This is a genomic window from Cytobacillus firmus (assembly GCF_023715565.1).
In the GTDB taxonomy this organism is placed as follows: Bacteria; Bacillota; Bacilli; order Bacillales; family Cytobacillaceae; genus Cytobacillus; species Cytobacillus firmus_C.
Window position 1 is genome coordinate 36653 of the sequence record NZ_JAMBOJ010000028.1, and the last position, 14094, is coordinate 50746.

Here is a 14094-nt window from a genome sequence, read left to right on the forward strand (position 1 = left end):
TCTTACGAGCTTAACTTTTTGTTTTCTTCAGCCATGAAAACTTCCGGGTATCCATAGCTTCCATGTTCACTTAAATCCAATCCCATAATTTCTTCTTCTTCAGTTACTCGAAGTCCTCCCAATACATTCTTGGCAGCTGCCAAAATAATAAAGGATGCCGCAAAAGCATAAAGGCCTGATACTGCTACTCCCATGAACTGAACTCCCAGTTGTTCAAAACCTCCCCCATAAAACAATCCGGGTTTTCCAACTGATGCCAATTCAGGTGTTGCAAAGAAACCAGTGGATAATGTTCCCCACACCCCAGCTGCCCCATGAACAGATAGTGCAAAGATGGGATCATCGATTTTTCTCTTCTCAAAGAAACGAACACTGTAAAAGACGAGGATTCCTGCTACAAACCCTATGACTACAGCCGCCCATGTATCCACAAATGCACAGGAAGCTGTAATAGCAACCAGTCCCGCAAGAGCACCATTGAGCATTGTCGGCACATCGGATTTTCCCATTACCACCCATGAAATAATCAATGCAGATACCGCACCTGCTCCGGCAGCAAGATTTGTGTTAAGAGCTACAAATCCAAAGAACCCATCTTCCACAGACAATGTACTGCCGGCGTTAAACCCAAACCAGCCAACCCACAGGATGAGCACACCCAATGCTGTATACACTTGGTTATGGCCATAGATATTGTTAGCGGAACCGTCTTTATTAAATTTTCCAATTCGGGGTTTAAGCAAGATAGTAGCCGCCAAGGCTGCCATCGCACCTGTTAAGTGTACAACTGTGGAACCGGCAAAGTCCTGCTTGCCATGTTCTGCAAGCCATCCCCCTCCCCAAATCCAATGTGCTACGACAGGATAAACAATGGCGGAAAATAATACGGTGAAGATGAGGTAAACGGATAGTTTTGCACGTTCAGCAAATCCGCCAAGTGCAATTGTGATAGCTATACCGGCAAATGCCAGCTGAAATACGTAGAATACCGAAGAAGATAAACCCATCCCTTCAAGCTCAGCACCTGAGTAGAAGAAATTTGAAAGCCCAACCATGATATTTGCATTATCTCCAAATATGAAGCCAAAGCCCATCGCCCAAAACATCAATGATGATAAACCAAAAGTAAAAATAGTTTTTCCTGCAATATGCCCGGCATTTTTCATTCTGGTTGAACCGGCTTCAAGCATAATAAATCCGCCAAGCATAAAAATAACTAAAATAGCTCCCAGCATAACCCACAGACTGTTCATTAAATATGTGGCGTCCATCTGTAATTCCCCCTGTTTTTTATTTTGATGTAAGATAAATGTTGTTTCGTATGTTATATTATCTAACACCAATTTATTTAATCCTTATTTTACTCAGTTTTTGGCAGAAGTCAATCTGTTTTTTGAAAATTTATAATTATTATGTTAGATAATCTAACATTGTGTTTTTGATTGGCAATTTTATTGTTGCATCTGCCTTTACTTAATCGGTTAAGTTAAAAAAGAGCATACTATTTTGCTCAAATAATCGTCGGGAGTGATGTATCATGGCAAGAAACAAACTTTTGGTACCCGGTGCAGGAAATGTATTGGATCAAATGAAGCAGGAAATAGCCAATGAGTTTGGAGTTCAGCTTGGTGCTGATACGACCGCACGAGCAAACGGTTCTGTCGGCGGGGAAATGACAAAGCGCCTTGTCGCAATGGCAGAGCAGCAGCTTAAAAACCAGCAAAACTAATAATAATGTTTGCTGGCCTACCGGTCCTAAATAGGACCGGTCTTCCTTTCATTTTTCAGTACACTTACCTAACGGAGGCAGACTTATGACCAACAAAAACGACAACCGCGAAAGAAAGAACAAGTATCCGAACAATAAAAAACAGGAAGCTGAATTCTCAAGAGACGCAGAAATCAGAAGTGAAATTACTAAAAAAGATCTGCAAAAATAAACTGAAGCAAAACAAAAAAGGCATGTCACCTGACTGCCTTTTTTGAGTATTGTTATTATCCGTAATAAGGATTACCGCTCTTCCCCCCATCCTCTTGACCCTGCAAGAATATGAGGCAAATACTCCAGCCTCACAAACAATTGCAAATAATGCTGTTCCAAAAGCAAGATGCAGAACTGCCCAGGATATTTCAATGTAGCTTATAATTGTGAGAAAACCTATTATGATTTGACCTAAAACCAGCAGAGAGGCACCCATAAGCCGATTCTGCAATCCAGCCTCCCATCTGTTTTTGAATGAAAGATATGTAAGAAAAAAAATGTAAAGGGCCAAAACTCCCGCCAAAAGCCTATGTCCAGTCTGGATCATTTCCGAAAAAAATACTGGCATAAAGCCATTTGTACATTCAAGCCAACTGCAGGCCAATCCGAATGATTCATGCTTAGTATAAGCACCTAGAAATAAAGTAACAAACAGAAGTAACAAAACTGCTTTAATATTGTTTTGCACACCCTGTTCTCTTCTTGTTTTAACCCATGGCTGTTCATCAGCACGCCGCCAGATCCAGATTAGTGCAGCAAGGAAAACCATCGCTACCATCAGGTGGACAGACACAATTACAGCAGGCAAGTCCAGCCAAACCACAGCCGCCCCCAGTAAAATTTGAATTATTAACAGCAGCATCAATACCTTAGAAGCTTTATCAAGTTCCCGCACCTGATTTGATTTTTGAATTATAAAGTACAATATAGCCGTCATTACTCCAAGTACTGCTCCAATAGCTCTGTGAGTAAATTCAATTAATGTATCTCCTTCCAAAACAGGGATCACCAGCCCATTACATAAAGGCCATTCAGGTCCGCAACCCATCCCTGATTCCGAAGATGCCACATAACCGCCAAACACAATTAAAATATAGGTAAGAATAATGGTCGAAAATGCCAGTCGTTTAACCTTCAAACTACACACTCCTTATATTGCAAAATTCTAAATTTTGCAATCGGTTTATCAAAACCCCGACAAACTTTCGGTGATTTGTATCACAATACAAAAATATAGGGAGCGAGCTGCAATTCACACAGTAAAACGCCAGAGCTGTCTCTGGCACTGACTATCATTGTTATTTTTTCGAAAAAATACAGGTATAAAGAGTTACATCCTCTATTTTACAGCGATTAGGCTCATAGCCAATTCACGGGCCCTGAGGCAAGAATAAAAAACCGTCGTCCATATTGACTTCAGGTTCAATAATATCTCCTTTCCAGTAATGGGAAGACGGGGCCGTATCACCAGGATGTGTAAAATTGGACAGGGAAGTTATAGCTAATTATGTGCACTTCCTATTCCAGCTTCAAGCACTCCGCCGCACCACATCGGAACGTTATGATCTCTTCAAAGGTCGTGAATTTTTCTTGCCTCGTAAGCCCGCCAACCCGGTCAACTTTCAAGTTTATGATTCTGCAGCTTCTGAGCTCAATGGCCTTTCAGGCATCCTCAAAGGTATGTATACTTTCATCCAGGCAAGTTGGTGTGTTCAAATAACTTTGAAGCTTGGCATGGTAAATACTATCAACATGATCCAAAGGCTGTTCAACCATCCTATTAAGATGACTAATATCATTAAGTGTATAGGCGCAATTAGCATCAGACATAAGCTTAATATCAGAAAACTGGGCACGGATGGATTTTAAGATATGCACATCCCAGCCTGGCTTAATTTTCACTTTAATCCGATGATAGCCCTCATTTACATATCCTTCAATTTGCTTAAACATCTTTATTTTTGACTCTTGAATGCCGACACTAACACCCACTTCTATTTTATCCTTTTCCCCGCCCAAGCTTTTGAGAGCGATATCCCCACTCTCGCATAAAGGTCCAAAACAGAACCCTCCAGTGCTGCTTTAGCATTAAAATTACCCCTGGTTGGCCTGAATACTTCTGAAACTTCATTAGAATGCCCAATCTCTGATGCAAAAAGGATCGGTATTAAATGATCACTCATTATATGCCAATTAGTTTTAACTGTTTCCTCATTGTATATTGGCTCAATAATGGAAACCGACTCCTCCCAGCCTGATTATCCGCCTTTTGATTTTAGTTCCGCCAAAACAAATTCCTTATCCTCTGTTCCGACACTTGTTGTAAAAGGATTCAGCAGCTTCATTTTCACGTGCCTTAAAATGATGCTATTAATTTCCATATTCCCATTCTCCCGACTTCATCTCTTTTCTAAGAGATATAAGTATTGGTTTTCCGCAGTTTCGTCCTTTATAAGATCTGTTACAATCCAGCCTTTGCTGAGATAATGAGCAAACGCTTCTTTCGTGCTCTTTCTCCATTTTAGAGCCAATTCAAATTCCCTCTTTTTAATGTCCTGAAAATTTCCTGGGACCGGAATAAGAATCTTTTCATTTTCATATTCCAAATTCACACCTTCAGGGGTACTCAATCCATCAGCAACCTCAATTTCTATTGCCCTTGGCAGAACTTCAGCAGACAATTGGCGCACAGGGCTTTCATCTAGAATTCGCCACTCCACCAAAAATCGGTCAGATGGTATGCCGGCATTCATCTGATCTGACATTTCGCCATATGCATTCTCAGTATATTGAGTGCATACAGCCCTGAGCTTATGAAGATTGAGATTGGCATTTACAGTTTCTAGAGGGTCGTATGTCCAGGAAATGAGATCATAGCCTTTTTCAAGAGCGGTCTGTTTTTGAGCATATTTCAGCTTTTCCCCAATTCCCAATGCGCGGTACTCCTGGTGAATCCCCAGGCTGTGGGAGCAAAGATATGCCTTTGTGCCGTCATAACCGGGAAAACTGTATTGAAATCCGATCAGCTTCTCTCCCACGAACGCACCTAACACAAACCCGCCATTTTTCACCGTCGCCACTGTATGATTAACTGGCACAGCTTCTTCTACACTCCATATTCCAGCTTCAAGTTCGTATACAGCTTCAAGATCCTTAACTGTGTGAAGGTTTTTAATGACCAGTGATGCTAATGCCTCTTGCTTCATTACCTACCCATCTCCTTAAAATCGATAAAATTTAGTTTATTACTATTTTAGTATAAAAGTCTTTTTTTAGGCTGTTCTCGTAAAAATTGTTGTTTTTTACTTATATATTTTGCCCGTTGATTGCAGCACCAGGATGCTCAGCGAATCGCGGGCGGGCGCTGAGCATCCTCGACGCTACGCGCCTGTGGGGTCTCACCTGTCCCGCTACTCCCGCAGGATGTTGATAAACTTCCTTGAGTAAACACCGCACGAATAAAATGCGATTGCGTTTTCGAGGATCTCGCACCTTCTGCTACAATCAACTCAGTAAATATAATTCAAATAGCAACAAACTTTGCGAAAAGAGCCTTTTTTAATTAAGGCAATCCTTCTTCAAGAAAATATTAAAAGATGAATTACTTATTAAACAATAGGAAATTGTATTTTTAATAAAAATAATTAATTTTTATGCAATATAAATACTAAAATAACTATAATTTTACTTGTGCAATATAATTGAAAAAACCACTAAAGAGTTGGACTGACCCGCGGTTTTGAGACTTAGAAAAAACACCTATGCTGCCTGTCATCTATATTCAATAGGGGACAGGTAGTTTAATTTTGCCTGAATGCGTATCTCGGTATAATAACTCATATATTGATTTACGATATTTACTAACTTACAATGAGAAAGAGAAGATCTTTTTTGATCTTTGAATCCTTCCGACTTTAGCGAGGAGTGAAAGGATTCGATGACGGCATTATCATGGCAGTTTCCCTTTCGGGACATGCTTGTGATCAAGCCGTTTTCTTTTGCCATATTCTGAAACGCATAGGAGGTATACACAGCCCCCTGATCCGTATGAATCAAGATTCCTTCAGCTGGTTTTCTTTTTCTAGAGCTTCCCGAAGGGTGCTTAAAACCAATTGAGTTTCCCGGCTTGTGCTCACCTTAAACGCTACAATTTCATTGTTGTATCAATCCATAATTGTCGACAGATAGACCATTGATGGACCATAAGGCAGATATGTAATATCTGTGACCCACTTCTCATTCGGCTTATCTGCTCTAAATTGCCGATTTAATAAGTTTTCAACAATAATATTGGTTTCTCCATTTAAGTACTTAGGTCGCTTCACCTTTATCTGGATTGCACTTTGTATTTTTGCATAATTCTTTGGACTGTCTTCCGATTAACTTCAACCCGATGATTTCGTTTGAGAAGAGCTTTACTTTTCCGGTGACCATAACGAAAATGATTTTCCTCGCAAAGATGTACTATAAGCTTTTCTAATGGACTCATTATGGTGTGAATATACTTTTTCTTCCACCGATAATACGTAGCTTTTGGTACTTCCAAGGTACCTAAAATATTGATTATAGAATACACAGAAGACAGCTCCTCTACGACTTTTAATACGACTTACGGCTCCAGCTCCTTTCTATCTCTTGGTACTTTTTTAAAATATCCATCTGCATCTCCAATTGTTTATTCTTCCTTCTTAGTTCATCTACTTCACTTAATTCGTCTGGCCCCTTACCATACGTGTATTGTTTGCCTACGGGCTGAGAAAACCGATGAACCTGACCTTCTCTATGCCATTTCATCCAAGCTTTGATTTGTGAAACATTTCTAATTCCCAGCTGTTCCATAATTGCCTGATTGCTTAATCCCTTTTGCTTTAACTTAATCGCTTCCCACTTTATTTCTTCTGGATAATGAACTCTTGTCCCCATAAGAAAAACACCTCCAAAAATCGTATAGATATTAAATACGATTCAGGGGGTGTTTATTCCTTGTCTCATTTTACTGGGTCACTCTAGAGTGTCTTGAGTGGCTTTTTATTATAAAAACATGCTCATATTCATTGTCGTAATTACAGATTGATCTGGAATAATTGTTCTAGATACAATTTTCCACTGGTCACCCTCTTTCCTTACAATATCATTTCTCTCGCCAAACATCTGTTCAATATCATGGGTTGACCCTCTGCTCCTTTTAAATAAAAAGTAACTTCTCACTTTAAATTCAGAAGTATTTTCCATGCTTTCAACCATAATATTTGATATAAAATGACGCTGCCTGGTGGCCGGATTCTCAACCCATGCGGACTTTGTATATAGACGATTTACCCTTGTGGTTAGCGACTTCTTAGTTTCCTCAAAGAATGAAGCATCTTTGGAAACATTATCTGCTCTTACTCCTTCGAGTGTCTCCCTGAGCGGCATTCTATATATGAGATCATCTGACAATAGGTCTAGCCACTCTTTATATTTTCCATTATCCAAATAATAGGCTTCCATGTTAAGGAGACTGATTATCTCCATTTGCAATTGGGCAGTTATTGGTATTGATAAACCTGAATTCATTTTACCGCCTCCTTTAAAAGGAGGTCTTTTGAAATTAACTTAAACCAATTTTCATGCATACTTCTCGATATAGCATCTATATAAGTGGTAGGATAGGCGATTCCCGGCCCTGGATAGGTTTCATCTGGCTCTACCCTATCAAATCCCATTAAATAATTGCTGACATTATTATAATTTAATTGTTTATCCCTCATCATAAGCCCTTTGCTGACTTCAACAATCCGGGCCCACGTTTCTGTATCATCTTGCTCAAGCGTGCCAGTAGGTCCAAAGGAACCTAAATATCCCCTATAAGCAGCTTCCTTATATTCTTCAGGAGCTGCCTTGTCTATAAGAAACCAGCACCAGACCTCCACTTTTTCTGGACCAATAGGTCTCCACATTCTAAAATTCAAATAATTATGCAGATGTCCTTCAGTTCCATGTATTGGGCTGACAAATGAAAGATTTGGATATACTCCTCCAACAAAAACGGTCACTTTTGAAAGAATATCATCCTGCTCAGGTGTCAGGTTCTTTTTAAACATCGGCCACATTGATTCTGGAGTACCCTGATACGGAACTCTAGCCTTACCTGTTTTAGAAGTTATGACATTTATGCCATGTCCATTTTCTGTAACTACCTGATGACCATAACCCGCATAAAGGGGATCTTCCGGGCTAATTCCAAGTTCGACTGTCGACCTGTGAGTTGTCTGAACATGGTAGGGGTCTGCAGCAAAATTTTCAGCAGTTGCTTTCCAGTTTGCCTTTGCAACCCAGCGCTGCGGTAGACCTCTTACCTCCATTCCTCCATCACTTCTGCCTAACAATATATCAAAATACCATTTCATATCACCTAAGTATTCTTCCAATGGCATTGCAGCAGGGTCCAGACACCCAAAGATCATTCCCTGATAACTTGCCACTTGGGGAATTTCTCTTAAACCCCACTCCGATTTATCCATTTCTTCTCCATAAACCTTATTACCTGCTACAATTCCAATTAATTCACCATCTAAGTTATAGCTCCAGCCATGATAAGGGCACGTGAAGGTCTTTTTATTTCCATGATCAGCCGTGCAAAGCTGTGTCCCCCGATGGGTGCAAGAGTTTAAGTAACCTTTTATCTCACCTTGCCTGTTCTTCACAAGCAGGATGGGATCATTAACCATCCATCTGGTTACATAACTTCCTGGATCCTCAAGCTCTGTTTCATGAGCAAGAAACTGCCAAGTGCGTCCAAAAATCTTATCAATTTCCAGTTCATAAATATCTGGATCTGTAAGAACCCATTGCGGAAACAAGCCCTGGTCCATTTTTTCCTTTAATAACTGAAATGCCTTTTCGTCCAATGTTTTTTTTATCATTTCACAGGATCCCCCCTCATCCAGGTATATTAATATTTACTTATCACTTTTACTGAATTTACTTAATCATATTTGGCAAGAATGTTACTATTTCTGGAAAAATTATTAGGATAATAGTTAACACTACCATTGTACAAATTGCTGGGATTACTCCTCTGAAAATCTTTTCAATCGGAACATCCTTCACTACCCCGCTAATTATATAAACACTTAACCCAAGAGGCGGAGTTAATACGCCAATGTTAATAAGCATTATCATAATGATGCCAAACCACAAACCATCAAAGCCCAATTGAGAAATAATTGGATATACAATAGGCAGAGTTAGTGTCATTATGGCAATACCTTCAAGAAACATCCCTAATATGAAATAAACAACCAGGATTAAAGCCAAGACTACGTAAGGAGATACATCAAGTCCTCCTACCAGCGTAGTTAAATACATTGGAATTTGGCTTAAGGCTAAAAATTTCCCAAATAAAGCTGCCCCAATTAATATCAAAAATAGCATAACTGTCAATCTCAGAGTTTCATCCAAAGAGGATAACAAGCCTTTGAATTTCAAACGTTTAGTTAGAATAGTAAGCACAAATGCTCCTAGTGCACCAATACCCCCTGCTTCACTTGGAGTAAATACTCCGAAATAAATACCGCCGATACTTATTGCAAAAATTAGCAGAAACGGCCAGATGCCTTTTAAAGAAGATAATTTTTCTTTTGTGGTAGAAACGACCTGTTTCGTTGGAGCTATTTCAGGATTTAAACGCACTTGTATATTAATCATCAGCATAAACAAAAGGGTCATTAAGATACCAGGCACAAGACCACCTATTAATAATGGCCCAATGGGTTCAGAGGTAAGTGCACCGTAAATTATCAACAGTACGCTCGGAGGTATGAGAACTCCTAATGTACCGCCTGCAGCTACTGCAGCAGTAGAAAAAGTTTTCTTATATTGATATTCATTCATTTCTGGAATACATATTTTCGATAATGTTGCTGTTGTGGCATTCGATGAGCCAGAAATTGCAGAAAATATGGAAGCTGCACCAACTGTTGCAATTGCCAGCCCGCCTCGAAAATGGCCAATCCACTTATCAACGGCAACGAAAAGATCTTTTCCTAAACCTGTATTTGACATAAACATTCCCATCAAAATAAAGAGTGGGATCACACTTAAACCATAATTATTGGCAGATCCAAATGCAGAAGAACCTAATTGCGACAAACCCACACTCCAATCAGACAACCATGAAACACCTAAAAAACCAACAAGGAATAGTGAAAGGCCTACTGATACCCTTAAAAGAATCAGAGTGAGCAATAACAAAATACCAATGAGACCAATTGTCTCAGGACTCATGTTTATTCACCGCCTTTATGAATGACTGAAAAGCATCCAATAGAAAAGTCAGGGTAAAAGAAATAGCACCAATTACTGTTAAACCTATAAAAATATACAGCGGTAATCCTAAATCTCCACTTAACTCATTTCCTTGCCAGGTTCTTTTGGTGTATTCGAATAATTGCCAGGTTGTCAGTGACATTAGGATGAACAGAATAAGAGAAGCAGCTCCTCTCAATAGCTCCTGAACCTTATTAGGCATTTTACTTGTCAAAAAATCAATCTCAATATGATCCTTGAATATCTGACCCGAGCCAAGACTGAAGAAAATCATTAATGCAAGTGCCAGACCGGTTAATTCATATGTTCCTGTTATCGGACTATTAAAGAAGTATCTTCCTATTACGTCTGCTGCAGTTAGAAACATTAAGGCGAAAAGCAATATGCTGGAGACTGTATGCAAGATGCTGTTTGTAATAAGAGTTAGTTTTTCTAGTAAAAGTGTCAATTTTTGAAAAAAAGAAAGCTCGCTGGGAATTACCTTGCCCACCGAGATATTTTTTTGTATTGGTTGTTCCATTGATACCACCTCCCGGTTTGTTACTGCTTACTCTCTATTAACTTAATCGTCTCATCATAGATTTTTTGACCATCGATATCTTTTTTCTTCATTTCTGATATCCAATTTCCCGATACACCTTTTGATGCATCTTTAAATTTCTGTAAATCCTCATCAGATAAGGAAATGAACTCCGTTCCTCCTTCTTTCGCTTCTTTCTCTGCCAGTTCTTTTTGTTTATCGAATGCAGCACCGGCTTTTTCTGCCATTGGAACGCCAATTAGTTCATCAATTTTTTCTTGATCTTCTTTAAGAATCTTATCCCAGCTGCTCTTATTCATTGCAACGTAATAAATGCTTGTATTAAAATCCCCAAGTGTAACATAATCAACTACATCAAATAAGTTAAAATCTTTAATGGCTGCAACTGGCAAAACGCCACCATCAATTACTCCCTTTTGCATAGCATCATAAATCTCCGGAGCAGGAAGTGAAACTGGTGTTGCTCCCCATGACTCAATCATTTTTCCAGCTTCAACGGAGGGTGTTCTTAACTTTAAGCCCTTAGCATCTTCAAAACTTCGTACAGCTTTTCCATTTGTAATAATTGCATACGGATCAGCAGCATGTACCCATAACAGTTTTACATCTTCATACTCTTTCTGAATTTCCGGGAATGTGTCATACAGTTTTTGGGCTACAACACTTAATTCAGCACCATTTCCCCCAGTAAGGAATGGAAGCTGAAGAACTGAATGAATTGGAAATTTTCCTGCATTATACCCCTGTAGTCCCCAACCGGCATCCATGATCCCTGTAACTATATTGTCATAAGTATCTTTAGGACCTCCTAAGGCTCCACCAGGGTATATTTTAAATTTCACCCTATTTTCTGTAACCTTAGCAACCTCTTCACTAAAAGGTGTCATAGCTAATTTATCTTGAACATGATCCGGTGAATTCATATGCCCCATTTTCAATTCCACCACTGTCCCATTAGCATCAGCCTCATTGCTTGAACTGCTTGAACATGCAGCAAAAACCAGTAACAGTAACATCAATAAAATCGCAAGTGAAAACTTTTTATATATTTTCATATCTATTCTCCTTTCTAACTATTAAAATTTTATAAAAATAGATTTTTATAAATAAAACGCTTTCATTCCAATCATTAAAATAACCTCTATATTACTGATTATGCCCCCTTTTCTGGTTTTTGAATATTCCAAATTATTTATATCTTCTTATTTTTATGTTATTTCAATGTTTATCTATCAACAAGACTCTAGTTGCTCTATGTGAAACGAAATGAAAAAATATTATTTTATTAAACAAAAAACTCATAACGAGTGTGATATACCCTCGTTATGAGCGAAAAAATATCCTTAAACTAATAAACTTTCAGAAAAAATTATACTATTATTATCCGGAATTTCTAAAGGAAGACCAACATAGTTTTCAGCCAGGCTAGTGGAAGCAGCATTAGAAGATGTTACATAATCAAGCTCAGCAAGCTGAACTTGATACTCATAGGATGAATGATTTACATCACGATGAAGAATAGTTGTCATCCAATTAGAAAATCTTTGTGCTTTCCAGATTCTCCTCAGACAAATCTCAGAATATCTGCAAAGAATCTCCTTTTTACCCGATTGGTAAAATTGCACTAGACCATTTGAAAGCACATATACATCAGAGATTGCAAGATTTAGTCCCTTTGCACCTGTAGGCGGTACAATATGTGCTGCATCTCCGGCAATAAATAATCGCCCATATTGCATAGTTTCACAAACAAAACTTCTCATTGCTACAATATTTTTTTGTATGATTGGTCCTTCCTTCACTTTAAATCCATCTTCACTATCAACCCTAGCATGAAGTTCCGTCCAAATGCGATCACCTGACCAATTTTTTAAATCATCATTCGGATCAACCTGAAGATAATGACGCTGCACTTCGGGTGAACGCGTACTAATTAGAGCAAATCCCCTTTCGTGGTTTGTGTAAATTAATTCTGGATTTACCGGCGGGGTTTGAGTCAAAATACCAAGCCATCCAAAAGGATAAACTTTCTGCTTTTCATTCCGGAGAATTTTGGGAATTGCCTGTCGACTTGGCCCATGAAAGCCATCACAGCCAGCTATAAAATCACAAGCTACCTCATAATTCATTCCTTCCTTTCTAAAACGAATCTTAGGTTCTCCTGTGTCGATATCATGTAAACTTACGTGTTCAGCATTAAAAATTATTTTTCCTCCTGCCTGAAGCCTTGCACCCACTAAATCCTTAATGACCTCATGCTGGGCATAGACAGTTACCTTTTTGCCGTTAGTCAATTCTTGCATGTTGATCCGATGCCTTTTTCCTTTGAACTGCAACTCTATCCCCTGATGAATATCACCCTCTTTCATCATTCTTTCTCCTACTCCAGATGCATTCAGTAAATCAACTGTCCCCTGTTCCAGAACCCCTGCACGAATTGTGCTTTCAATCTCTTCCCTTGACCTCTTCTCAATAACAATTGTTTCAATACCCTGCAGATGTAGTAAATGAGACAACATTAATCCTGCAGGTCCAGCTCCTATGATTCCTATTTGTGTGCGCAAATTATCAATCTCCTTTATTTTCAATTTAAATGGTAACGCTTTCAAATCCTATGTTATAATAAGAATATTCTGAATAGAAGAAACTTTTTCTTCTATATGGAACAACGCAGATTTTTTTGGAGATGATTCATTTGGCTTCAAGCAAGTCGAAGAAGTTATTGTATTCAGTACAGAATGGACTGGCCATTATTAAATTATTTACGAAGGAAAAGCCTATTTGGGGTATAACTGAGATATCCCGTGAATTAAACTTACCCAAAAGTTCAGTAAGCCGCTTAACTTCTGATTTGGCCGATGAAGGATTTCTGAAAAAATCCGGCAGACAATATCATTTGGGGCTATCCCTTTTACGATTAGCTGGTCTCCTTACTACCCATCTTGAAATTACCAGGGAAGCTGCTGAACCATTAAATTCACTTGTAAACAAAATTCAAGAGACAGCTCACGTCTCGATTATGGAAGATGACAAAATCGTCTATTTACTAAAACACGACTGCAAGCACCCAGTAAGACTCCATTCTTATATAGGCAAAGACAACCCCGCTGTCTGCACTAGTTCTGGTCTGATTATATTAGCTTACCAGTCTATTGAACAAATTACAGAAGTAATTGGAAAAGGTCTTCCGCAAAGGGGACCTAATAGTTTTATTAACAAAGACGACCTTTTAAGAGAACTTAAATACATAAAAGAAAATGGGTATGCAATATGTATAGATGTCCTTCATATAGATGCAGTGAGCATCGCTGCACCTATTCGAGACTATACCGGTAATGTAATGGCAGCAGTTACCGTGGCAGGTCCAAGGCAAAGAATTACGGAAAGTAAGATAATAGAAATCACTTCGGAAATTATTAAGACAGCTGAGGTCATTTCTGACAAATTGGGGTATTTGGGAACAGGTATCTGACAATGCATA

At 38.8% G+C, this 14094-nt stretch carries 11 protein-coding genes and 2 pseudogenes; 2 read left to right on the forward strand and 11 right to left on the reverse strand.

Translation table 11 applies throughout. From position 1 onward, the window contains the following. Window positions 1-2: 2 nt before the first annotated feature. On the reverse strand, window positions 3-1271 hold the full coding sequence (locus tag M3205_RS12900; RefSeq protein ID WP_251170289.1) for an ammonium transporter: 1269 nt from the start codon (window positions 1269-1271) through the stop codon (window positions 3-5). A gap of 266 nt (window positions 1272-1537) precedes the next feature. On the opposite strand from M3205_RS12900, the gene M3205_RS12905 reads away from it, so the two are divergent. Further along, a complete protein-coding gene (locus M3205_RS12905; RefSeq protein WP_251170290.1) occupies window positions 1538-1729 on the forward strand; it encodes an alpha/beta-type small acid-soluble spore protein in 192 nt (63 codons plus the stop codon). A 157-nt stretch (window positions 1730-1886) separates the two neighbouring features. On the opposite strand, the gene M3205_RS12910 is transcribed toward M3205_RS12905, so the two are convergent. The 10 genes and pseudogenes from M3205_RS12910 to pobA all read right to left on the reverse strand — a co-directional run bounded on the left by M3205_RS12910 (window position 1887) and on the right by pobA (window position 13177). Then, entirely contained in the window at window positions 1887-2900 is a 1014-nt protein-coding gene (locus M3205_RS12910) for a COX15/CtaA family protein (RefSeq protein ID WP_251170291.1), read from the reverse strand. A 160-nt stretch (window positions 2901-3060) separates the two neighbouring features. Further along, a pseudogene (gene menC, locus M3205_RS12915) lies at window positions 3061-4143 on the reverse strand (o-succinylbenzoate synthase). Between the two features lie 18 nt (window positions 4144-4161). Further along, on the reverse strand, window positions 4162-4968 hold the full coding sequence (locus M3205_RS12920) for a GNAT family N-acetyltransferase (protein WP_251170292.1): 807 nt from the start codon (window positions 4966-4968) through the stop codon (window positions 4162-4164). Window positions 4969-5533: 565 nt separating this feature from the next. Continuing rightward, window positions 5534-6685 (reverse strand): annotated as a pseudogene (locus M3205_RS12925) (IS3 family transposase). A gap of 108 nt (window positions 6686-6793) precedes the next feature. Beyond that, complete coding sequence (locus M3205_RS12930; RefSeq protein ID WP_251170293.1) at window positions 6794-7318, reverse strand: aromatic-ring-hydroxylating dioxygenase subunit beta; 525 nt, start codon at window positions 7316-7318, stop codon at window positions 6794-6796. Further along, window positions 7315-8667 (reverse strand): aromatic ring-hydroxylating oxygenase subunit alpha, encoded by a 1353-nt coding sequence (locus M3205_RS12935; protein ID WP_251170294.1) that lies wholly within the window; start codon window positions 8665-8667, stop codon window positions 7315-7317. Before M3205_RS12935 ends, M3205_RS12930 begins: the two co-directional genes overlap by 4 nt. A 58-nt stretch (window positions 8668-8725) precedes the next feature. After that, entirely contained in the window at window positions 8726-10030 is a 1305-nt protein-coding gene (locus tag M3205_RS12940; protein WP_251170295.1) for a TRAP transporter large permease, read from the reverse strand. Then, window positions 10020-10592, reverse strand: coding sequence for a TRAP transporter small permease (locus M3205_RS12945; protein WP_251170296.1), 573 nt, complete (start codon window positions 10590-10592; stop codon window positions 10020-10022). The genes M3205_RS12940 and M3205_RS12945 overlap by 11 nt, the downstream gene beginning before the upstream one ends. 20 nt (window positions 10593-10612) lie before the next feature. After that, complete coding sequence (locus M3205_RS12950; protein WP_251170297.1) at window positions 10613-11668, reverse strand: TRAP transporter substrate-binding protein; 1056 nt, start codon at window positions 11666-11668, stop codon at window positions 10613-10615. Between the two features lie 288 nt (window positions 11669-11956). Further along, the gene (gene pobA, locus M3205_RS12955; RefSeq protein WP_251170315.1) at window positions 11957-13177 is read right to left on the reverse strand and encodes a 4-hydroxybenzoate 3-monooxygenase; all 1221 of its coding nucleotides are present in this window, start codon (window positions 13175-13177) and stop codon (window positions 11957-11959) included. A 131-nt stretch (window positions 13178-13308) separates the two neighbouring features. Between pobA and M3205_RS12960 the strand changes: the two genes are divergently transcribed. Then, window positions 13309-14085, forward strand: coding sequence for an IclR family transcriptional regulator (locus M3205_RS12960; protein ID WP_251170298.1), 777 nt, complete (start codon window positions 13309-13311; stop codon window positions 14083-14085). Window positions 14086-14094 lie beyond the last annotated feature (9 nt).

What these genes read in the sequence shown, in the direction of transcription:
- M3205_RS12945 (WP_251170296.1), bottom strand. Translation starts at nt 10,592, where the DNA reads ATGGAACAACCAATACAAAAAAATATCTCGGTGGGCAAGGTAATTCCC.
- M3205_RS12900 (WP_251170289.1), bottom strand. Translation starts at nt 1,271, where the DNA reads ATGGACGCCACATATTTAATGAACAGTCTGTGGGTTATGCTGGGAGCT.
- M3205_RS12905 (WP_251170290.1), top strand. Translation starts at nt 1,538, where the DNA reads ATGGCAAGAAACAAACTTTTGGTACCCGGTGCAGGAAATGTATTGGAT.
- M3205_RS12935 (WP_251170294.1), bottom strand. Translation starts at nt 8,667, where the DNA reads ATGATAAAAAAAACATTGGACGAAAAGGCATTTCAGTTATTAAAGGAA.
- M3205_RS12930 (WP_251170293.1), bottom strand. Translation starts at nt 7,318, where the DNA reads ATGAATTCAGGTTTATCAATACCAATAACTGCCCAATTGCAAATGGAG.
- M3205_RS12920 (WP_251170292.1), bottom strand. Translation starts at nt 4,968, where the DNA reads ATGAAGCAAGAGGCATTAGCATCACTGGTCATTAAAAACCTTCACACA.
- M3205_RS12950 (WP_251170297.1), bottom strand. Translation starts at nt 11,668, where the DNA reads ATGAAAATATATAAAAAGTTTTCACTTGCGATTTTATTGATGTTACTG.
- M3205_RS12940 (WP_251170295.1), bottom strand. Translation starts at nt 10,030, where the DNA reads ATGAGTCCTGAGACAATTGGTCTCATTGGTATTTTGTTATTGCTCACT.